This is a genomic window from Mediterraneibacter faecis, from assembly GCF_055383675.1.
This window is the reverse complement of sequence record NZ_AP043803.1, coordinates 2,498,363-2,517,433: the sequence shown is the minus strand read 5'-3', so window position 1 is coordinate 2,517,433 and position 19,071 is coordinate 2,498,363. Positions and strand designations below refer to the sequence as shown.

Annotated in this window: 20 protein-coding genes, 1 tRNA gene, 1 pseudogene and 1 riboswitch; of the genes and pseudogenes, 20 read left to right on the top strand and 2 right to left on the bottom strand. The window is 42.6% G+C overall.

The window, feature by feature from the left end; genetic code table 11:
* The first annotated feature begins 12 nt into the window (after nucleotides 1–12).
* From ACZ47Z_RS11820 to ACZ47Z_RS11785, 8 genes are all read left to right on the top strand, one after another.
* Nucleotides 13–897, top strand: coding sequence for an Ig-like domain-containing protein (locus ACZ47Z_RS11820; protein ID WP_054751738.1), 885 nt, complete (start codon nucleotides 13–15; stop codon nucleotides 895–897).
* Between the two features lie 11 nt (nucleotides 898–908).
* Complete coding sequence (locus ACZ47Z_RS11815) at nucleotides 909–1,202, top strand: PF13754 domain-containing protein (RefSeq protein WP_117569493.1); 294 nt, start codon at nucleotides 909–911, stop codon at nucleotides 1,200–1,202.
* A complete protein-coding gene (locus ACZ47Z_RS11810) occupies nucleotides 1,195–1,464 on the top strand; it encodes a hypothetical protein (RefSeq protein WP_054751742.1) in 270 nt (89 codons plus the stop codon). Before ACZ47Z_RS11815 ends, ACZ47Z_RS11810 begins: the two co-directional genes overlap by 8 nt.
* Nucleotides 1,461–1,625, top strand: coding sequence for a hypothetical protein (locus tag ACZ47Z_RS11805; protein ID WP_226871628.1), 165 nt, complete (start codon nucleotides 1,461–1,463; stop codon nucleotides 1,623–1,625). The genes ACZ47Z_RS11810 and ACZ47Z_RS11805 overlap by 4 nt, the downstream gene beginning before the upstream one ends.
* A gap of 158 nt (nucleotides 1,626–1,783) precedes the next feature.
* Nucleotides 1,784–2,017, top strand: coding sequence for a putative ABC transporter permease (locus ACZ47Z_RS11800; protein WP_319018166.1), 234 nt, complete (start codon nucleotides 1,784–1,786; stop codon nucleotides 2,015–2,017).
* A 15-nt stretch (nucleotides 2,018–2,032) separates the two neighbouring features.
* Nucleotides 2,033–2,497, top strand: coding sequence for a phage holin family protein (locus ACZ47Z_RS11795; RefSeq protein ID WP_319018167.1), 465 nt, complete (start codon nucleotides 2,033–2,035; stop codon nucleotides 2,495–2,497).
* Complete coding sequence (locus tag ACZ47Z_RS11790) at nucleotides 2,494–2,670, top strand: hypothetical protein (protein WP_157050385.1); 177 nt, start codon at nucleotides 2,494–2,496, stop codon at nucleotides 2,668–2,670. The genes ACZ47Z_RS11795 and ACZ47Z_RS11790 overlap by 4 nt, the downstream gene beginning before the upstream one ends.
* On the top strand, nucleotides 2,663–3,733 hold the full coding sequence (locus tag ACZ47Z_RS11785) for a glycoside hydrolase family 25 protein (RefSeq protein ID WP_226871629.1): 1,071 nt from the start codon (nucleotides 2,663–2,665) through the stop codon (nucleotides 3,731–3,733). Before ACZ47Z_RS11790 ends, ACZ47Z_RS11785 begins: the two co-directional genes overlap by 8 nt.
* Before the next feature lie 207 nt (nucleotides 3,734–3,940).
* Here the strand turns inward: ACZ47Z_RS11785 and ACZ47Z_RS11780 are convergent.
* Nucleotides 3,941–4,011 (bottom strand) — tRNA-Trp (locus tag ACZ47Z_RS11780).
* A 51-nt stretch (nucleotides 4,012–4,062) separates the two neighbouring features.
* Here ACZ47Z_RS11780 and ACZ47Z_RS11775 point away from each other — a divergent pair.
* Nucleotides 4,063–4,374 (top strand): annotated as a pseudogene (locus ACZ47Z_RS11775) (PD-(D/E)XK nuclease domain-containing protein); the annotation flags it as partial.
* Nucleotides 4,375–4,452: 78 nt separating this feature from the next.
* Here ACZ47Z_RS11775 and dapA read toward each other — a convergent pair.
* On the bottom strand, nucleotides 4,453–5,337 hold the full coding sequence (gene dapA / locus ACZ47Z_RS11770) for a 4-hydroxy-tetrahydrodipicolinate synthase (protein WP_054751748.1): 885 nt from the start codon (nucleotides 5,335–5,337) through the stop codon (nucleotides 4,453–4,455).
* A gap of 349 nt (nucleotides 5,338–5,686) precedes the next feature.
* Nucleotides 5,687–5,858, bottom strand: a riboswitch (Lysine riboswitch).
* A 336-nt stretch (nucleotides 5,859–6,194) separates the two neighbouring features.
* Here dapA and ACZ47Z_RS11765 point away from each other — a divergent pair.
* From ACZ47Z_RS11765 to dnaJ, 11 genes are all read left to right on the top strand, one after another.
* The gene (locus tag ACZ47Z_RS11765; RefSeq protein WP_020436997.1) at nucleotides 6,195–7,010 is read left to right on the top strand and encodes an FAD binding domain-containing protein; all 816 of its coding nucleotides are present in this window, start codon (nucleotides 6,195–6,197) and stop codon (nucleotides 7,008–7,010) included.
* A gap of 1 nt (nucleotide 7,011) precedes the next feature.
* Nucleotides 7,012–7,506: a (2Fe-2S)-binding protein gene (locus tag ACZ47Z_RS11760; RefSeq protein WP_015528188.1), complete on the top strand. Its 495-nt coding sequence runs from the start codon at nucleotides 7,012–7,014 to the stop codon at nucleotides 7,504–7,506.
* A gap of 2 nt (nucleotides 7,507–7,508) precedes the next feature.
* Nucleotides 7,509–9,875, top strand: a complete 2,367-nt coding sequence (locus ACZ47Z_RS11755; protein WP_020436999.1) for a xanthine dehydrogenase family protein molybdopterin-binding subunit — start codon at nucleotides 7,509–7,511, stop codon at nucleotides 9,873–9,875.
* A 287-nt stretch (nucleotides 9,876–10,162) separates the two neighbouring features.
* Nucleotides 10,163–11,155 (top strand): Rpn family recombination-promoting nuclease/putative transposase, encoded by a 993-nt coding sequence (locus ACZ47Z_RS11750; RefSeq protein WP_020437000.1) that lies wholly within the window; start codon nucleotides 10,163–10,165, stop codon nucleotides 11,153–11,155.
* Nucleotides 11,156–11,202: 47 nt separating this feature from the next.
* Nucleotides 11,203–11,490: a hypothetical protein gene (locus ACZ47Z_RS11745; protein WP_020437001.1), complete on the top strand. Its 288-nt coding sequence runs from the start codon at nucleotides 11,203–11,205 to the stop codon at nucleotides 11,488–11,490.
* Between the two features lie 69 nt (nucleotides 11,491–11,559).
* A complete protein-coding gene (locus ACZ47Z_RS11740) occupies nucleotides 11,560–12,075 on the top strand; it encodes a GNAT family N-acetyltransferase (RefSeq protein ID WP_020437002.1) in 516 nt (171 codons plus the stop codon).
* Between the two features lie 226 nt (nucleotides 12,076–12,301).
* Nucleotides 12,302–13,552: a glutamate-5-semialdehyde dehydrogenase gene (locus ACZ47Z_RS11735; RefSeq protein WP_020437003.1), complete on the top strand. Its 1,251-nt coding sequence runs from the start codon at nucleotides 12,302–12,304 to the stop codon at nucleotides 13,550–13,552.
* A gap of 348 nt (nucleotides 13,553–13,900) precedes the next feature.
* Nucleotides 13,901–14,950 carry a heat-inducible transcriptional repressor HrcA gene (gene hrcA / locus ACZ47Z_RS11730; RefSeq protein ID WP_015528713.1) on the top strand — a complete coding sequence of 350 codons (1,050 nt, stop codon included), beginning with the start codon at nucleotides 13,901–13,903 and terminating at the stop codon, nucleotides 14,948–14,950.
* A gap of 33 nt (nucleotides 14,951–14,983) precedes the next feature.
* Nucleotides 14,984–15,637, top strand: a complete 654-nt coding sequence (grpE, locus tag ACZ47Z_RS11725; protein WP_054751834.1) for a nucleotide exchange factor GrpE — start codon at nucleotides 14,984–14,986, stop codon at nucleotides 15,635–15,637.
* A 48-nt stretch (nucleotides 15,638–15,685) separates the two neighbouring features.
* Nucleotides 15,686–17,557, top strand: a complete 1,872-nt coding sequence (gene dnaK / locus ACZ47Z_RS11720; protein WP_015528714.1) for a molecular chaperone DnaK — start codon at nucleotides 15,686–15,688, stop codon at nucleotides 17,555–17,557.
* A gap of 149 nt (nucleotides 17,558–17,706) precedes the next feature.
* Nucleotides 17,707–18,915: a molecular chaperone DnaJ gene (gene dnaJ, locus ACZ47Z_RS11715; RefSeq protein WP_055145940.1), complete on the top strand. Its 1,209-nt coding sequence runs from the start codon at nucleotides 17,707–17,709 to the stop codon at nucleotides 18,913–18,915.
* Nucleotides 18,916–19,071 lie beyond the last annotated feature (156 nt).

Genomic DNA, 19,071 nt, shown 5'->3' with positions numbered 1-19,071 from the left:
AGGTGAAAACAGATGGCAGTAAAAACAGCACAGTATATATTTAATGGTCAGACGATTAATCTGACATACAATTCAACATCAGGAAAATGGGAAGCGACGGTAACTGCACCAAGTAAATCCAGTTATAGCCAGACGGACCACGTTCTGGGCGGTACGGTAAAGGCTACAGATGTGGCAGGAAATACAACGACCGTTGATCAGAGCCATGCAACACTTGGTTCCTCTCTGAAGATCAGAGTCAAAGAGAAGGTAGCTCCGGTAATCAGTATCACTGCACCGACAGCCGATTCTTATATTACAAACGCAACACCGACCATCAAGTTTACGGTAACAGATGCAGATTCTGGTGTAAATTCCGGTACAATCGCAATGAAGCTGGATGGTACAGCCGTTACAGTTACAAAGACAGCAATCACAGGTGGATATGAATGCAGCTATAAACCGACTACCGCACTGAAAGATGGAAGTCACACAATTTCTGTGACAGCATCAGATAATGATGGAAATGCAGCTTCAGCGAAGACAGCAACCTTTACAGTGGATACAGTACCGCCGACTCTGACGATTACAGCACCGGCAGAAGGTCTTGTGACAAATAAGACAACTATTACTGTTACAGGTAAGACAGACGATGCAACATCTAAGCCGGTTACAGTTACTGTAAATGGTGCAGCGGCTACAGTTGGGACAGATGGATTCTTTAGCAAGGATGTAACGCTGACCAATGGTGCAAACAAGATTACGATCATTGCCAAGGACAAAGCAGGTAAGACTACAACGATCACGAGAAATGTAACGCTTGATACAGCCGCTCCGGTGATCAAGTCTATCACCCTGACTCCGAATCCGGTTGATTGTGGTAAGACCTTTGTGATTGCTGTAGAGATTACGGACTAGGAGGTTCTGTTATGGTTGTGAAGGCAACCGGCAAGGTAGACGGGAAAGAGGTTATCTTTGAACGGGCAGAAGGGGATCTGTGGAAAGTCACGATCCCCTATGATCTTGATGGGATGTATGTGGTAGAAGTGACTGCAGAAGACGAGGCGGGTAATATAGCATTTTGCACGAAGTTACTGTTAATCGTGGATCCAGCTACTCTATGCATCCATCTCATACCATATGAGTATACCGTGGAAGTAGTTCAGGAAGAATTTTGTGTGGATGTGGTTCATCCGTGTCATGGGAGGTGCTGTTGTGAATAGAGTAAGATTTATCCAGGGTGAGGACAAACATGTCAAACTGCTGGTAAGAAGTCCGAATAATGAACCATTTACCATTCTGGCAGCATCTTACAGTCTGTCACGGTTTGGAGAAGTTGAATCTCATGGAGAATGTGAGATCAATGGTCATTATCTGGATATTAAAATTGCACCAGTGCAAAAGGCGAAGTCTTATATACTGGAAGTTACTTATGTGGTTGCTGATTCAACGAGGAAAGTAAGGATAGAAGTAGAGGTGGTATGATGCTGACAATCACGGAAATCAAATTGAGCAAAAATCCTGTCGGGACAGGGGAAAAGTTTACCATATCTGTGCAGATTCAGGAGACAGCAGATTATCCGTATGACTATCCTTATGATTTCCCGGTATCCTGCACGGTCACAGCGAAACCGAAAGAAACATAAAAATGATTTTCAGAGGGACTGAATATTGTATCATCAAATTACCCTGAGCTGTTTAAATAAGAAGAAACTCGTTTGAATTAACTGACAACCGTGATATACAGGTGGTACACAAAAACACCGAAAACCCCGGAGTTTATGCGGCTCATGGAGGTATTGCTATGGCAGCAGGAGCTATCATTATAACGTTATTGGAGTTGATTGTCGGAACTATTGTAAATATCATATTGGGATGGAATGTATGGGACTACAGCAATCTTCCAGGAAATCTGCTTGGACAGATTTGTCCGCAATTTACGGTATTGTGGTTCTTCCTGTCGGCTGTAGCCGTCTATCTAGATGATTGGATAAGATACTTGCTGTGGGGAGAAAAACGGCCAAAATATAAATTTTAGAAAGGAAGGATTGAAATGATGGATAAGATTATCACATTGCTGTCAAGCAATTCATTTGTAAAAATTTTGCTGATAGCGGTTGCTCTAGATACGATACTTGGTGTACTCAGAGCGATTAAAGAACACAAATTCAACAGCTGCGTAGGAATCGACGGAGCAATTCGGAAAGCAGGAATGCTCCTGTCAGTAGGATTCCTTATGGCAACGGACGTGATTATGCATATTAATGTATTAGGCATGGTACCTGAGAAATATGTACAGATTCTTGGAATTGATAAGATGGGAATCTGCGAATTCTTCAGTCTACTATTCATATTGTACGAACTGGTTAGCATCCTCAAGAATATGACATTATGCGGACTTCCAGTACCAACCAAAATCAAGAAATGGATTCAGAAATTCCTCGATGATATGACAGAAGAGCTTCCGAAAGAAGCAGCCAAGGAATTGCACCAGTGCAAGAAAGGAGAAGAATCATGACAGAACAGACAATTAAAGAAACAATTAAGAGTTTCGCTTACGGACTTTCAGCAAAGGAAATCTCCGATAACGAAGGAACATCACTTGAAGTTATGGAGAAGTTCGCAGAGGAACACGCTGCGGAGATTGAGCAGAAGAAAGCAGAATTGAAGGAAGGTGGATGGTATGAGTAATCTGATTATTGACGTATCTTATCATAATGGAGTCATCAACTGGGAAAAGGTAAAAGCATCTGGTTGTGCCGGAGCTATTCTCCGCTGTGGATATGGAGATGATATCGCATCACAGGACGATAAGCAGTGGATTCGCAACCTTGCAGAGTGCGAAAGACTTGGAATTCCGGTAGGAGTCTATCTGTACAGCTACGCTACTTGTGACAGACAGGCGCAGAGCGAACTTGATCACATCTTGAGATTGATTAAAGGGCATACATTCCAGTTACCAATTTTCATTGATGTAGAAGAGCCGGGAACACAGAACTATGCTCCTAGATGCTGTGAAATCGTCTGCGAAGGACTTAAGGCGAATGGATATATTCCGGGAATCTACGCTTCACTGAGTTGGTTTAGCAACCATCTTGGAAGTGTACGTGGCAAGTATATTGAATGGATGGCAAGATACAAGAATCTTCCGGAAGATACATACAAGGGACAGTACGCAATTTGGCAGTATTCCTCAGATGGTTATGTAGATGGAGTCAGCGGAAGAGTAGATGTGAACCATTGCTACATGGAGTTTGGTGGAACTGTTCAGCCTGTTACACCGTCAGCACCTTCTAAGCCAGCAGAGAAGAAAGACTTAGGACAGGTCGATATTACATATCAGGCTTTCACGGATAGATGGTGGCCACCAGTAGTGAACAAGATTGATTGGGCTGGAAAAGGTGATAATGTTCCAATCAAGTGGCTTGCGATCAAAGTTAGCAAGGGAAGTATCCGTTGTCGAGTATACACAAGAAAGAGTGGTTGGCTTCCGTATCTTACATTCGGCAATAGCTATGATCTGAATGATAAAAAGAACGGAATCCTCGGAGATGGTTCAGAGATTCTTGCTATTGAGCTGTACTACATCACACCGGATGGATATAAGTACAAGATGGTTCATTACAGAGTTTCTGTTAGAGATAACTCTAACTTCTACGGTGAGCAGATCGACACGTTAAAAACCAACGGTGCAGACGGTTATGCGGGGGACAAGAAGAGATTCGTGGATAAGTTCCAGGCTTGGATTGAGTAGAAAAGATGCCCCAGAGCAGTTCGCTTTGGGGCTTTAATATTGTATCATTTTCTTCTATTTTCGTGTTGCATTTCGTGTTGCATAGTTTTCTAATATCGTATATTTTCACCATTTTATGAGAATTATTCTAATATGCTAGAATCCTAGAACCCTTGTATTTACTGGGAAAAACAAAAAACCCAGCAATCATAACGATTACTGGGCTTACAGGGGATGAGAGAATCGAACTCCCACCAAAGGTTTTGGAGACCCCTATCATACCATTTGACCAATCCCCTATTCAGTTGTCGCTTAACTCAAGCGACTTGTTAAGTATACCTTATGGAGTGATGAATGTCAAGAAAAAAATAAAGAAAATTCAAGAAATGTTTCAAGGATGGTTCTCTAATTCTGAATCAAATTATAACGCATTTATCCAAGCGATGCTTCGGGGGAATGTGAAAGAGATGAATACTTATATGAATGAAGTTGCACTAGCTACATTCAACAGTTTTGATACAGGAAGACATCCGTCAGGAAAAAGTCAGCCGGAGCGTTTCTATCATGGATTCGTTCTGGGACTTTTGGTAGAATTAAGAGATTGTTATGAAGTAAAGTCCAACAGAGAAAGCGGTTACGGGCGATATGATGTGATGTTAATACCAAGAGAAACGCCGGATCAGGCAATTATAAAAAAGGAAGAAGCGACCTCAAAATCACTTCTTCCTTTCTTTGTTCTCTTACAGAATTCCAAGATCCATCATTGCTTTTTTCAGAACTTCTTTATGTGCATCTTCCATCTCTGTCAGAGGTGCTCTAAGAGTTCCAACTTCTTTTCCCATCATGTTAAGAGCAGCCTTAACCGGGATCGGGTTCACTTCACAGAAGAGAGCATCAACCAGTGGAAGTGCATCTAACTGCATCTTGCGGCTACCTGCGATATCTCCTGAGAAAAATTTGTAGCACATGTCATGCACGTAAGCCGGAGCTACGTTGGAGAGAACGGAGATAACTCCGATTCCGCCAAGTGCGAGAAGCGGTACAACCTGATCATCATTTCCTGAGTAAAGATCAACGTTGCCATCACAAAGATGCATGATCTGTGCAACTGTGCTGATATTTCCAGATGCTTCTTTAATACCTACGATGTTCTCAACATCTTTCACAAGTGTTGCAACTGTCTGTGGCTGAAGTCCACATCCTGTACGGCTTGGTACATTGTACAGAATCGCCGGAATATTTACTTCATTACAAATTGCTGTGTAATGAGCAATCAGTCCGTTCTGTGTTGCTTTATTATAATATGGTGTAACGAGCAGAATTCCGTCAGCTCCATCTTCCTGAGCTTCTTTGGATAACTGGATCGCTGTTCTTGTACAATTAGAACCTGTTCCGGCGATGACCGGGATACGGTGGTTCACACGCTCAATTGCAAAACGGATTGTTGCTGCATGTTCTTCCTCTGTCATAGTAGCGGATTCACCTGTTGTTCCACAGATGACGATCGCATCTGTTCCGCCTGCAATCTGCTCCTCTAACATCTCATCTAATTTGTCATAATTGACCTCAAGATTCTCTTTCATCGGAGTAGCGATCGCTACACCTGCGCCTTTAAAAATTGCCATTCTTTTTATCCTCCTTCAACATGGTGAAACAAAGTATTACTGGTCACAGCAGGTTATTGGTTACTGTTCACTCCCGTGTCAATCACTTCGCTGATTGACACGGAGGATGCGTGTTTTGACTTGAATGCATCTCGCCCCATCGCCAAAGGCGATTTAAAATGGCGAGATGCGTTGCTGGTCGCACATCGTGTGAACAGTAACGGTTATTGCGCATAAGTTCCTTGTGAACGATAATTATAATAGCCATGAGCAGTAACTGTTTAATATACATCTATGCAAGAATGCGTAAACTGTAAATAAACATAAAAGAAACGGCAAGATGCGCCGTCCCAAAATATACATTATGTATAATTCAGATAGCTCTCCATCTTGCGATGACAGTCATGCCGCTATTCACGTCATGCCCAAGAACAAGAACTCAGGATTCTTACCCTTTCGGCATCTTTCCCTTTCCGATGAGTTCTTCTGTTCCTGACACATCCGTCACCTTACTTATGAAAAATGCAACCTCTATCTACGTTTCCGTGTTTAAGCAAATAATAACACCGAGGGTACAATGATGTCAACATGGTTTCTGGATTTCTTTCTTATTTATAGTACCCGGGTTATAAGTACACCTTATAAAAATTGATTATAATAAAGTATAACCGATTTTTTGACTTTTTTCTTATATATATGATATCATTAATTCGCTAGATGTGTGAATGACAAAGTTGTTTCATTTGCACTTTTTTTATGCTTGTATGTTTGTTTTTTGAAAAACAATCGCAAGAAACGACATAAGATAACAAGAGAAAATTGCGAGGATGAGAACCGCGATCCTTGGAAAAGGTATGTGGATAGGAAGGAGACCTACTGTGTTAACAATCGGTAATTACGTGAAAGTTAAGACACTGGAGGAGGCTTACGAGCTGAATCAGGCAAGAAACAGTCGTATCATGGGCGGTATGATGTGGATGAGATTAGGAAATGCAAGAGTGAAGACAATCATTGATATGTCGGAACTTGGTTTGAATGAGATTGAGGAGACAGACCATGTATTCCGCATTGGAGCAATGTGTACACTGCGCCAGCTGGAAGAGCATGAGGGGCTGAGAAAATTCTATGGGGACGGAATTGCAGAAAGCCTTCGTCATATTGTTGGAGTTCAGTTTAGAAATCAGGCAACAGTTGGAGGCAGTATCTATGGAAGATACGGATTTTCTGATGTGCTGACTGCATTACTGGCACTGGATACATTTGTGGAATTATATAATGGAGGAACTGTTCGACTTTCTGAGTTTGTAAACAGAAAAGCAGATAAGGATATTCTTGTATCCGTGATCGTCAGAAAGAGCAAGAGAAAATTCCGTTATGAATCAATTCGTCAGACAAAGACAGATTTTCCAGTACTGACATGTTCTGTCGTAACAGGAATTTACAGAGGTCAGGAGTCCTGGTTCTTTTCGGTAGGAGCAAGACCGATGAAAGCGGCATTGCTTGAAAAGCAGTGGGAGATCCCGAAAGATGCTACAGACGAGCAGCTCACAGAGTATGCAAAACGTGTGGCAGCAGAATTTACTTATGGAAGCAATATGCGCGGAAGTGCGGAGTACAGACAGCACCTTGCGGAGGTTCTGCTTCGCAGAGAGATGCGCTCAATTTTAGATGAATATAATGCGGAGGAGAAATAGGATGGAAGTACAGTTTACCCTGAATGGAAAGAAAGTAAGTACAGAGATCGCTGCAGATACAGTCCTTTTGAACCTTCTGCGTGATCTTGGATGTAAGAGTGTAAAATGTGGATGCGAGACAACAAACTGTGGTTTGTGTACAGTATGGATCGATGGAAAATCCCGCCTGTCATGTTCTGTTCTTGCAGCAAGCATTGACGGACATGAAGTGACAACACTTGAGGGTGTGGAGAAAGAAGCAGCAGAATTCGGCTCATTTCTTGCACAGGAAGGTGCGGAGCAGTGTGGATTCTGTTCCCCTGGATTCATTATGAACGTGCTCGCAATGTTTCGTGAATTGAAGAACCCTTCTATAGAAGAAATCAAAGAATATCTGGCAGGAAATCTGTGCCGCTGTACAGGATACATGGGACAGCTTCGTGCAATCCAGAAATATATGGAAGTCAGAAATACAGCAGTTAACATTACAGTAAAGAAAATGGGCGGGGAGGAGTAAGAATGGAAAGAATAGATAAAGTTCAGAATCTGATTCCTGAGAAACCGGAATTTGTCCACAGCAATCAGGAAAAAGGAGAAGCTATAGAATCCCTGAAGATTGTAAACCGTCCTGTCGTAAAGAAAGATGCTGCTGCACTTGTTACAGGAAAAAGTGTTTATACAAATGACCTTGCACCGTCAGACTGTCTGATTGTTAAAGTGATCAGAAGTCCATATGCACACGCATTAATTAAGGATATTAACACAGCACGTGCTGAGGCTGTACCTGGAATCGAATGTGTTCTTACATATAAAGATTGTCCGGATAAGAGATTTACAATGGCTGGTCAGACCTATCCGGAACCAAGTCCGTATGACCGTCTGATCCTTGACCAGAGAGTACGTTTCGTTGGAGATGCAGCTGCAATCGTGGCAGGAACTTCAGAGGAAGCAGTTAAGAAAGCGATGAAGCTTGTGAAGATCCAGTATGAGGTTCTTGAACCGGTACTTGATTTCCGTACAGCAAAGGATAATCCAATCCTTGTGCATCCGGAAGATAACTGGAGAAGCCTCTGCCCGGTTGGCGCAGACAACAAGAGAAATCTCTGTGCACATGATGTATGTGGAGATGGAGACGTAGAAGCAGTTCTTGCAAAATGTGATCACGTGATCGATCGCGTTTATCATACAAAGGCGAACCAGCAGGCGATGATGGAGACTTTCCGTACTTATACATATTTAGATGCATACGGAAGATTAAATGTCGTTTCATCTACACAGGTTCCGTTCCATGCAAGAAGAATCCTTGCTCATGCACTCGATATTCCGAAGAGCAAAGTACGTGTGATCAAGCCGAGAATCGGTGGAGGATTCGGTGCGAAGCAGACTGTAGTTTCCGAAGTTTATCCGGCACTTGTCACATGGAAGACAGGAAAACCGGCGAAGATCATTTACACAAGAGAAGAGTCTTTGATCGCTTCTTCACCGCGTCATGAGATGGAACTTCATGTACGTCTGGGAGCGGATAAAGAAGGAAATATTAAAGCAATCGATCTCTATACACTTTCCAACACTGGAGCATTTGGTGAGCACGGACCGACAACCGTAGGTCTTTCCGGTCACAAATCCATTCCACTTTATGGAAAGACAGAAGCATTTCGCTTTACATATGATGTCGTTTATACAAATGTTATGTCAGCAGGAGCTTACCGTGGATACGGAGCAACACAGGGACAGTTCGCTGTAGAATCAGCTGTAAATGAACTTGCAGAAGTTCTCGGAATGGACCCGACAGTGCTTCGTGAGAAGAACATGGTACGCCAGGGCGATAAGATGCCGGCTTATTATGGCGAAGTTACAAACAGCTGTACACTCGACAGATGTCTTGCCAGAGCAAAAGAAATGATCAACTGGGATGAAAAGTATCCATACCGTGATATGGGAAATGGAAAAGTACGCAGCGTCGGAGTTGCAATGTCCATGCAGGGATCTGGAATCTCAGCAGTAGATACAGGTGCGGTTGAAATCAAAGTAAATGATGACGGATTCTACAGTCTGATCATTGGAGCTACTGATATGGGAACAGGATGCGATACGATCCTTGCCCAGATGGCAGCAGAGTGTCTTGAATGTAAACCGGAAGAAGTTGTTGTATTCGGAGTAGATACAGACATCTCTCCATACGACTGTGGTTCATACGCATCCAGTACAACTTATGTAACAGGACAGGCAGTTGTTAAGACTTGTGAATCCCTTCGCAAGAAAATCTGCGAGCGTGGAGCAGAGTATCTCGGATGCAAGCCGGAAGATGTAGATTTCGATGGAGAATATGTAACAGAGCTGGCAACAGGAAAGCAGATTTCAAGAAGTCAGATTGGAAATAATGTAATGTGTTTCAGTAACGCACCACTTTCCGCAAGTGAAGCATTTTCCTCACCGGTATCTCCACCGCCATTCATGGTTGGTATGGCAGAAGTTGAGATCGACAAAGAGACAGGTGTACTTGAACTGATCGATTACGTAGCAGTCGTAGACTGCGGAACAGTTATAAATCCGAACCTTGCGCGTGTACAGGTGGAAGGCGGAATCGCACAGGGAATCGGTATGGCACTGTATGAAGATGTTGTATATAACGAAAAGGGAAAGAACTTCAGCAATTCCCTGATGCAGTATAAGATCCCGACTCGTCTTGATGTCGGAACAATCCGTGTTGAGTTCGAGAGCAGCTACGAGCCGACAGGACCGTTCGGAGCGAAGTCTATCGGAGAAATCGTAATCAATACACCGTCACCGGCAATCAGCAATGCAATCCAGAACGCGACAGGAGTGATCATTAGAGAACTGCCGATGACAGCGGAGAAAATTTACAGAGGAATTTCTGGGCGTTAGACTTGGAGTCGGGGAAGAATGAAGTGAAATAAGGAAGCTATCAACTACGATAACAACGAATGGAGTTGAATATCGTCGTTGATAGCTTTTTTACGTTGACATTGTTATTTTATTCTGCTATAGTAAATCCACATCAAAATCTCAGACGTATATTTTCTATATTTCATTTGTCTGAATGTGTTATCGAAAGGATAACTTTATCTCATATTCAAGGCTGTATCAGCAGGAGATTCCATTTTGATGAGTTACAAAATAACAAAAGAATAAGAAACCAGGAGGAAGCGTCTATGGGAAAAGCAGATGTTAATGTGAATATCTGGCTAAGTGAGAAGAAAAGATTTGCGAATTTATTTAATGGTGTGATTTATGGTGGAAGGCAGGTGATATTGCCAGAGGATTTGGAAGAAGTGAATCCTGTTTCATCTGTCAGTGTGAAAAATCGGACCGGGAAAACAAAAAACATGAAAAAATACCGCGATATCATTATGAAATGGCGAAATCAGGCTACACTTGTGTTACTTGCAAATGAATCACAGGATAAGGTTCATTATGCAATGCCGCACAAGGTAATGCTTTATGATGGAATGGATTACGAAACACAGATTCGGAATAATTGGAAAAACTTTAATGACCGACGAAAGCAGAATAAAAAAGCAGGTCAGTCGTTAGAGCATCTTACCGCAGGAGAATATCTGTCGCGATTTCGAAAAAAAGATCGATTGATACCGATTATTTCATTAGTCTTTTATTATGGTTCAGAACCGTGGGATGGACCTGTTGATCTGTATGATATGTTTCGGTTGGAAGGAACGAAAGAAGAGAAAGAAATTTTGGAGAAATATCTTCCCAATTATAAAATCAATCTTGTAGACGCAGAACGATTGGAAGATGTTGAAAAATTTTCGGATGATTTACAAGTGATATTAACTATGCTAAGATATAGGGACAGTAAGGAAGAACTGAAACACTATATTGATGAAAATAAAAAGTTTTTTCAGAATGTTGATTATGAAACAAGTCAGGCGATGAAAGCATTTTTGAACATGAAACAAATACCAAGTGAAACAGAGCAGAAGGAGGAGATGGTAGATATGTGTAAGGCAATACAGGAAATGTATGATGATGGAGTGAAAGATGGAATTCAGCAAGGAATAGCAGCAACTATTAGAACGTGTCAAAATTTGAATGCTTCTAGAATAGAGACGTTTAATAATGTTCGGAAAGAGTATAAATTAACAGAGGAGCAAACAGAGGAATACTTAAACACATATTGGAAGTGAGGCTGAAACAAATACCACGAAAAACAGAGCAGAATGAGGAGAAAGAGATGAACGCAGTAGAAGCTTTAGATGAATTACAGCGCAAAGCAAGACATGATGATAAATTAAGAGAACAGTTCATAAAGACAAGGGATGCAGAAGATCCTCTTGGAGGATTCTGCTCTGTATGTCGTGAGACGGGTTATGAACTTTATCCGATGGATATTGTGCAGGCGGGAGATGAATTTTATGCCGCAATGAAGCGCAGTACGAATGGTGGCGGAGAGAATTCACCGGTGCTTACAGGAGAGGATGACCCTTATGAATTGTTTTTTGCAGGACTACAAGAACTGTAAAAATAATTTTAGTGTATAAGCATTAGACATAAATGAACAGAAGTGATTACAAAATAGGAAGATTTATTGATGATAAAGATAATTCGCGTTGGAAGAGAGCGCTTACGAGAAGCGTACGAAATTGTGAATAAGGTAGACCAGGGGATGAACGTTCCGGAATGGTTTGTTGCAGAAACGTATGAAGAATTTGATTTCTGGATGAAGAAGGAACGAGGTCTTTTATATCTTGCTGTTGATGAAGAGGGCAAGGCGGGAGCTATGTTTTTCGTAATTTTACCGGGCGCTCACCCGGATAATCTGGGATATGATCTTGGAATGGAGGAAGAGAAACTGAAGCTTTGTGCTATGATGGATACGGCGGCTGTATTACCAGAGTTTCGAGGGCACTATTTACAATATAAAATGATGCAGCACGCGGAAGGTGATTTGAGACAGATGGGATATCGCTACCTGCTTTGTACGGTGCATCCGGAAAATGTTTTCAGCAGATCAAATGTCATGAAACAGGGGTATCAGAAGATGCTTACGAAGGAAAAATATGGCGGATTCTTAAGAGATATCTGGATGAAAAATATTATAGAATAAGAAAACAAACATCGGAATAAACATCTGATGTTTGTTTTCACAGAAATGCACTAATACGTTAATACGTGAAAAAGATAAAGCAAAATACTGATATAATATAGAAAAAAGAAAAGGTGTGTGGTATACTCTCGACATAGCCTCTGGCAGGATTGCAGAAATGCCGAGGCATTCCTGAATGGAAACTGATAGAGATATTTAACGGCAGGCTGATGAAAGGAGCAATAAAATGGAGACATATATGCAGATGCTTGGAAGACTTGCAAAGAGTGCATCCCGTGAGGCAGCAAAGCTTGGAACGAAGGCAAAGAACAGAGGGCTTCTCGCAGTAGCGAATGAACTTGTAGAAGAGAGAGAATTGATTTTACAGGAGAATGCAAAGGATATTGAAGCTGCGAAAGCGAAAGGCGTGAAGCAGTCTTTGATTGATCGATTGGCACTGACGGAACAGCGAATTGAAGACATGGCAGAAGGTCTGCGTCAGATTGCAGCACTTGATGATCCCATCGGAGAAGTGCTTGGCATGAAGACAAGACCGAACGGGCTTCGTATCGGAAAGAAACGCGTACCGCTTGGCGTTGTCGGAATTATCTATGAATCCAGACCGAATGTGACAGCAGATGCATTCGGACTTTGCTTCAAGACTGGAAATGCGGTAATTCTTCGCGGAGGAAGTGATGCGATCCATTCCAATCGGGCAATTACCCGTGTAATCAAGGAAGGACTCCGCAAAGAGAAGTTATCTCAGGATCTCATCCTTCTTGTGGAAGATACAAGCAGAGAAGTTGTAAATGAGATGATGAAGATGCATGGCTGGATCGACGTCCTGATCCCAAGAGGCGGAGCGGGACTCATTGCAAATGTTGTCGCAAACAGTACGGTTCCGGTAATTGAGACAGGAACCGGAAATTGTCATGTATATGTTGATGAGACAGCAGACATTAAGATGGCAACAGATATTATTGAAAATGCAAAGACACAGCGCCTTGGTGTGTGTAATGCATGTGAATCACTTGTGATTCATTCCAAGATAGCAGATGCAGCTTTGCCGAAGATTGTAACAAGACTGAAGGAACATGGTGTAGAGATACGTGGAGATGAGAGAGCACAGGCAATCAGTTCAGAGATTATTCCGGCAACAGAAGAAGACTGGGGAACAGAGTACCTGGATGCAATTATTTCTGTAAAGATTGTTGATTCCATCGATGAGGCAATCACACATATCAATACATACAATACAGGACATTCTGAATCCATTATTACAAAGGATTACGACAATGCATTGAGATTCCAGGATGAGATCGATGCGGCAGCGGTTTATGTAAATGCATCAACAAGATTTACAGATGGATTCGAATTCGGATTCGGTGCAGAGATCGGAATCAGCACACAGAAGCTTCATGCAAGAGGCCCGATGGGACTCGAAGCATTGACAACAACAAAGTATATTATCTTCGGAAACGGACAGATCAGGGGATAGTATAGATAGCAGGTTTTAAAATCCAGGTCAATTAGTGTAAGTTAAATAAACTTGTCTTTGACCTGGATTTTATGTATCATAATTCAAGTCAACTTATGATTTGGCTATAAGCTTGCCCGGAATTCACAAAATTACAATCCAAGTCAACAACATTTCTATAAAATCACATTCCCTCCCCCAAAAAGCATCCTATTAATAAAATAAGAAGAAAATAAAAAACTTATAAAAATAACAATCAGTGTTGACAAACAGAAATCGAGGTGCTATCTTAGTATCTGTAAGGTGTTAGCACTCAAAAACAAAGAGTGCTAATAACAAACAAAGATGAGAAGAAAGGGGAACACAGAGATGTCTGTAGAAGCTGAATTAAGTGAAAGAAAACTTACGATATTGAAAGCCATCATACAGAATTATCTGGAGACTGGCGAACCGGTCGGATCACGAACCCTTTCAAAATACACAGATTTGAAATTAAGTTCCGCAACGATAAGGAATGAGATGGCAGATCTGGAAGATCTTGGTTACATCTTCCAGCCACACACATCGGCAGGAAGAATTCCATCAGATAAGGGATATCGCTTTTATGTAGATCTTCTGATGGAGAACAAGGAGCAGGAGATCAGCAGACGAGAGGATGCACTTCTTGAAAAGACCGATAAGGTCGAGAAGGTACTCCAGCAGGCAGCAAAGGTTCTTGCTTCGAACACCAATTATGCGACGATGGTTTCCGCACCGGTCAACAGCCGGAACACATTGAAGTTCATTCAGCTATCACAGGTGGATGAAGAACAGATCGTAGCAGTCATCGTACTTGGTGGTAATGTGATCAAGAATAAGATCATTGAAGTTGGAGAAACCTTAAGTAATGAGAATCTGTTGAAGCTGAATATGCTTCTGAACACGACACTGAATGGATTATCCATTGATCAGATTACATTAGGTCTGATTGCCAGATTGAAAGAACAGGCTGGTATCCACAGCGAGGTTGTCGGTCATGTACTGGATGCAGTGGCAGAGATCATTCATGTAGATAATGACATGGAGATCTACACAAGCGGCGCAACGAATATTTTCAAATATCCGGAGCTTAGTGATAAGCAGAGCGCACAGGAGATCATCAGTGCATTTGAAGAGAAACAGCAGCTGGCAGATCTGGTGACAGAGACACTGGCAAGTGAGGAGAACAACGGCATACAGGTTTACATCGGAGATGAAACTCCGGTTAAGACCATGAAAGACTGCAGTGTTGTTACCGCCACATATGAGCTGGGAGAAGGTATGAAAGGAACGATTGGAATCATCGGTCCGAAGAGAATGGATTATGAACATGTCATGAAGACGCTGAAAACGCTGCAAAGTGAGTTGGATGCGATTTATAATAAAGAACCCAAAGAGTAATAATAGGAAGGTAGAAAGCTGGTGACAGAGAACATGAGCAAAGAAGATATGGTAAAAGAAGCTGTTGAAGAGGCAAAAGCAAAGGCTGCAAAAGAGCAGGCAGAAGCTGAAGAGACAGTAGAAACAGAAGATGCCCAGGGAGTTGAGGCTGAAGCGAAAGAAGCAACAGAGGAAGCAACTGAGACTGAAGGAGATTCAGAAGCAGCATCAGAAGGTAAGAAAAAGTTCTTCGGAAAGAAAGAGAAGAAGGACAAGAAAGACGAGAAGATCGAGGAACTCACAGACCGCGTTACTCGTCAGATGGCAGAGTTTGATAACTTCCGCAAGAGATCTGAGAAGGAGAAATCCCAGATGTACGAGATCGGAGCGAAAGATATCATAGAAAAGATTCTTCCGGTTGTAGACAACTTCGAGCGTGGACTTGGTTCCGTACCGGAGGAGGAGAAGAATGCTCCGTTCGTAGAAGGAATGGAGAAGATCTACAAACAGCTTATGACTACACTGGAATCCGTTGGAGTAAAACCAATCGAGGCAGTTGGTCAGGAATTCAATCCGGATTTCCACAACGCAGTGATGCATGTGGAAGATGAGGGGCTCGGTGAGAACATCATCGCAGAAGAATTCCAGAAAGGTTACATGTACCGTGAGAGTGTTGTAAGACACAGCATGGTAAAAGTAGCAAACTAATTTGATTTTTAACAAGATTCAGAGATTAGATAGAGGAGGAAATTTATCATGGGAAAAATTATTGGTATTGACCTTGGTACAACAAACAGCTGTGTAGCCGTTATGGAAGGTGGACAGCCAACAGTTATCGCGAATACAGAAGGCGCAAGAACAACACCGTCTGTTGTAGCATTTACAAAGACAGGAGAGCGTCTTGTAGGTGAGCCTGCAAAACGTCAGGCTGTAACAAACGCAGCAAGAACAATCTCATCCATCAAAAGAGAGATGGGAACAGATTATAAAGTAGATATTGACGATAAGAAATATTCTCCACAGGAGATTTCTGCAATGATCCTTCAGAAACTGAAAGCAGACGCAGAAGGATACCTTGGTGAGAAAGTAACAGAAGCTGTTATCACAGTTCCGGCTTACTTCAACGATGCTCAGCGTCAGGCTACAAAAGATGCAGGTAAGATCGCAGGACTTGATGTAAAACGTATCATCAACGAGCCTACAGCAGCTGCACTTGCTTATGGTCTTGACAACGAGAAAGAGCAGAAGATTATGGTTTACGACCTTGGTGGTGGTACATTCGACGTATCTGTTATCGAGATTGGTGATGGAGTTATCGAAGTACTTTCAACAGCCGGTAACAACAGACTTGGTGGAGATGACTTCGACCAGAAGATCACAGATTACATGCTTGCAGACTTCAAGGCAAAAGAAGGCGTAGATCTTTCTGCAGATAAGATGGCTCTTCAGAGATTAAGAGAAGCTGCAGAGAAAGCAAAGAAAGAGCTTTCAAGTGCAACAACAACAAATATTAACCTTCCGTTCATCACAGCAACAGCTGAAGGACCGAAGCATTTCGATATGAACCTTACAAGAGCTAAATTCGACGAGCTGACAAGAGACCTCGTAGAAAAAACTCAGGAACCGGTAAGACGTGCACTTTCTGACGCAGGAATCACAGCTTCCGAGCTTGGACAGGTACTTCTCGTTGGTGGATCAACACGTATTCCGGCTGTTCAGGAAGAAGTTAAGAGACTGACAGGCAAAGAGCCTAGCAAATCCCTTAACCCAGATGAGTGTGTAGCACTTGGTGCTTCCGTACAGGGTGGTAAACTTGCAGGAGATGCAGGCGCAGGAGACATCCTTCTTCTTGATGTAACTCCACTGTCACTGTCTATCGAGACAATGGGTGGTGTAGCTACAAGACTGATCGAGAGAAATACAACAATCCCGACAAAGAAGAGCCAGATCTTCTCAACAGCAGCAGATAACCAGACAGCTGTAGATATCAACGTTGTACAGGGTGAGAGACAGTTCGCAAGAGACAACAAGTCCCTCGGACAGTTCAGACTTGATGGAATCCCGCCGGCTCCACGTGGAATCCCGCAGATCGAAGTTACATTCGATATCGATGCAAATGGTATCGTAAATGTATCTGCTAAGGATCTTGGAACAGGTAAAGAGCAGCATATTACAATCACAGCAGGTTCTAATATGTCTGATGACGATATCGATAAAGCTGTAAAAGAAGCAGCTGAATTCGAGGCTCAGGATAAGAAACGTAAAGAAGCAATCGATACAAGAAACGAAGCAGACGCTATGGTATTCCAGACAGAGAAGGCAATCAAAGAGGTTGGCGACAAAGTCGATGCTACAGAGAAGGCAGCTGTAGAGGCTGACGTTCAGGCACTGAAAGATATCCTTGCAAAATCTGCTCCGGAGAACACAACAGAAGAGCAGGTAGCAGAGATCAAAGCTGCGAAGGAAAAACTGATGGAGAGCGCACAGAAACTGTTCACAAAGATGTATGAGCAGGCAGGTGCTGCAGCAGGTGCAGGTGCACAGGCTGGTCCTACACCAGAAGCTGGTCCGGCTCCGGATGGTTTCCAGGGTGATGATGTTGTAGACGGAGATTACAAAGAAGTCTAAAATATAGAAAAGATGCCGGTAAGACAGAAGAGAAACAGGCAGCAGGGCATCAGATAAATGAAGCATGAAGAGAAATTCTACGGAGCTTTGTAGCTTCGTAGAATTTCTTGAGGTTAAGAAAGAGATACAGAAAGGTTAGTATTTGTGTTATGGCAGAGGCAAAGAGAGATTATTATGAGGTGCTCGGCGTAAGCAAAGATGCAGATGATGCTACAATCAAGAAAGCATACCGCCAGCTTGCGAAGAAGTACCATCCAGATATGAATCCAGGGGATAAAGAAGCAGAAATAAAGTTCAAAGAGGCTTCCGAAGCCTATGCCGTTCTGAGTGACGCTGACAAACGTCGTCAGTATGATCAGTTCGGCCACGCTGCATTTGATGGCGGTGCCGGCGGCGGAGCAGGTGGATTCGGTGGCGGATTTAACTTCAATGGAGCAGATTTCAGCGACATTTTCGGAGATATCTTCGGAGATATGTTCGGTGGCTCCAGAAGAGGCGGCGCAAGCAATGGTCCTATGAAAGGGGCTAATATCAGAAAGAGCATCCGCATCACATTCGAGGAAGCTGTCTTCGGATGCGAGAAAGAACTGGATCTTGTACTGAAAGATCCTTGCGAAGACTGTCACGGCACAGGTGCAAAGCCTGGAACATCACCGGAGACATGTCCAAAGTGCGGTGGTAAAGGTCAGGTCGTATATACATCCCAGTCCTTCTTTGGAACCGTACAGAATGTACAAACATGTCCGAACTGCGGTGGTTCCGGTAAGATCGTGAAAGAGAAATGTCCGAAATGTGCAGGTACAGGATATACATCCAGCAGAAAGAAGATCAAAGTTACGATTCCGGCAGGTATTGATAACGGACAGAGCGTACGCATCCGTGAAAAAGGAGAACCGGGAGTTAATGGAGGACCGAGAGGAGATCTCCTCGTTGAGGTTAACGTATCCAGACATCCAATCTTCCAGAGACAGGATATGCATATCTTCTCAACCGTTGCGATTTCCTTCGCAGTGGCTACACTCGGTGGCGATGTGAAGATTCCAACTGTAGACGGAGACGTTCTCTACACAGTAAAACCGGGAACAAAGACAGATACAAAAGTACGTCTGAAAGGAAAGGGAGTTCCATCCCTTAGAAATACTCAGGTAAGAGGAGATCATTATGTAACATTAGTGATCCAGACACCGGAGAGATTAAGTGCAGAGGCGAAAGAGGCTCTGAGAAAATTCGATGAGCTCAGTGGAAATACACTTCATCAGCATGACAATCTTGCTACAAAATCTGAGAAATCAGAGAAAAAAGGCAAGAAAAAAGGATTCATGGATAAGATGAAAGAAGCCTTTGAAGATAAAGAATAAAAAGAGAATGATGAGAGCGGCAGCTGCTGACTGAGAGGTTGGTGGCTGCCGCTTTTTAGCATATCTAGCGATGTAAGTCGCTAATACGCTGAAGAATATGATATGGGAATAATTGAAAAGCAGATTCAGGGAATCAAGGTTAAATAGATGATTTAT

Coding starts and splice junctions, on each gene's coding strand:
- hrcA (WP_015528713.1), top strand. CDS start 13,901: ATGTCTGTAGAAGCTGAATTAAGTGAAAGAAAACTTACGATATTGAAA.
- ACZ47Z_RS11805 (WP_226871628.1), top strand. CDS start 1,461: ATGATGCTGACAATCACGGAAATCAAATTGAGCAAAAATCCTGTCGGG.
- ACZ47Z_RS11795 (WP_319018167.1), top strand. CDS start 2,033: ATGATGGATAAGATTATCACATTGCTGTCAAGCAATTCATTTGTAAAA.
- ACZ47Z_RS11755 (WP_020436999.1), top strand. CDS start 7,509: ATGGAAAGAATAGATAAAGTTCAGAATCTGATTCCTGAGAAACCGGAA.
- dnaJ (WP_055145940.1), top strand. CDS start 17,707: ATGGCAGAGGCAAAGAGAGATTATTATGAGGTGCTCGGCGTAAGCAAA.
- ACZ47Z_RS11735 (WP_020437003.1), top strand. CDS start 12,302: ATGGAGACATATATGCAGATGCTTGGAAGACTTGCAAAGAGTGCATCC.
- dnaK (WP_015528714.1), top strand. CDS start 15,686: ATGGGAAAAATTATTGGTATTGACCTTGGTACAACAAACAGCTGTGTA.
- ACZ47Z_RS11750 (WP_020437000.1), top strand. CDS start 10,163: ATGGGAAAAGCAGATGTTAATGTGAATATCTGGCTAAGTGAGAAGAAA.
- ACZ47Z_RS11740 (WP_020437002.1), top strand. CDS start 11,560: ATGATAAAGATAATTCGCGTTGGAAGAGAGCGCTTACGAGAAGCGTAC.
- ACZ47Z_RS11790 (WP_157050385.1), top strand. CDS start 2,494: ATGACAGAACAGACAATTAAAGAAACAATTAAGAGTTTCGCTTACGGA.
- grpE (WP_054751834.1), top strand. CDS start 14,984: ATGAGCAAAGAAGATATGGTAAAAGAAGCTGTTGAAGAGGCAAAAGCA.
- ACZ47Z_RS11800 (WP_319018166.1), top strand. CDS start 1,784: ATGGCAGCAGGAGCTATCATTATAACGTTATTGGAGTTGATTGTCGGA.
- ACZ47Z_RS11760 (WP_015528188.1), top strand. CDS start 7,012: ATGGAAGTACAGTTTACCCTGAATGGAAAGAAAGTAAGTACAGAGATC.
- ACZ47Z_RS11815 (WP_117569493.1), top strand. CDS start 909: ATGGTTGTGAAGGCAACCGGCAAGGTAGACGGGAAAGAGGTTATCTTT.
- ACZ47Z_RS11820 (WP_054751738.1), top strand. CDS start 13: ATGGCAGTAAAAACAGCACAGTATATATTTAATGGTCAGACGATTAAT.
- dapA (WP_054751748.1), bottom strand. CDS start 5,337: ATGGCAATTTTTAAAGGCGCAGGTGTAGCGATCGCTACTCCGATGAAA.
- ACZ47Z_RS11745 (WP_020437001.1), top strand. CDS start 11,203: ATGAACGCAGTAGAAGCTTTAGATGAATTACAGCGCAAAGCAAGACAT.
- ACZ47Z_RS11785 (WP_226871629.1), top strand. CDS start 2,663: ATGAGTAATCTGATTATTGACGTATCTTATCATAATGGAGTCATCAAC.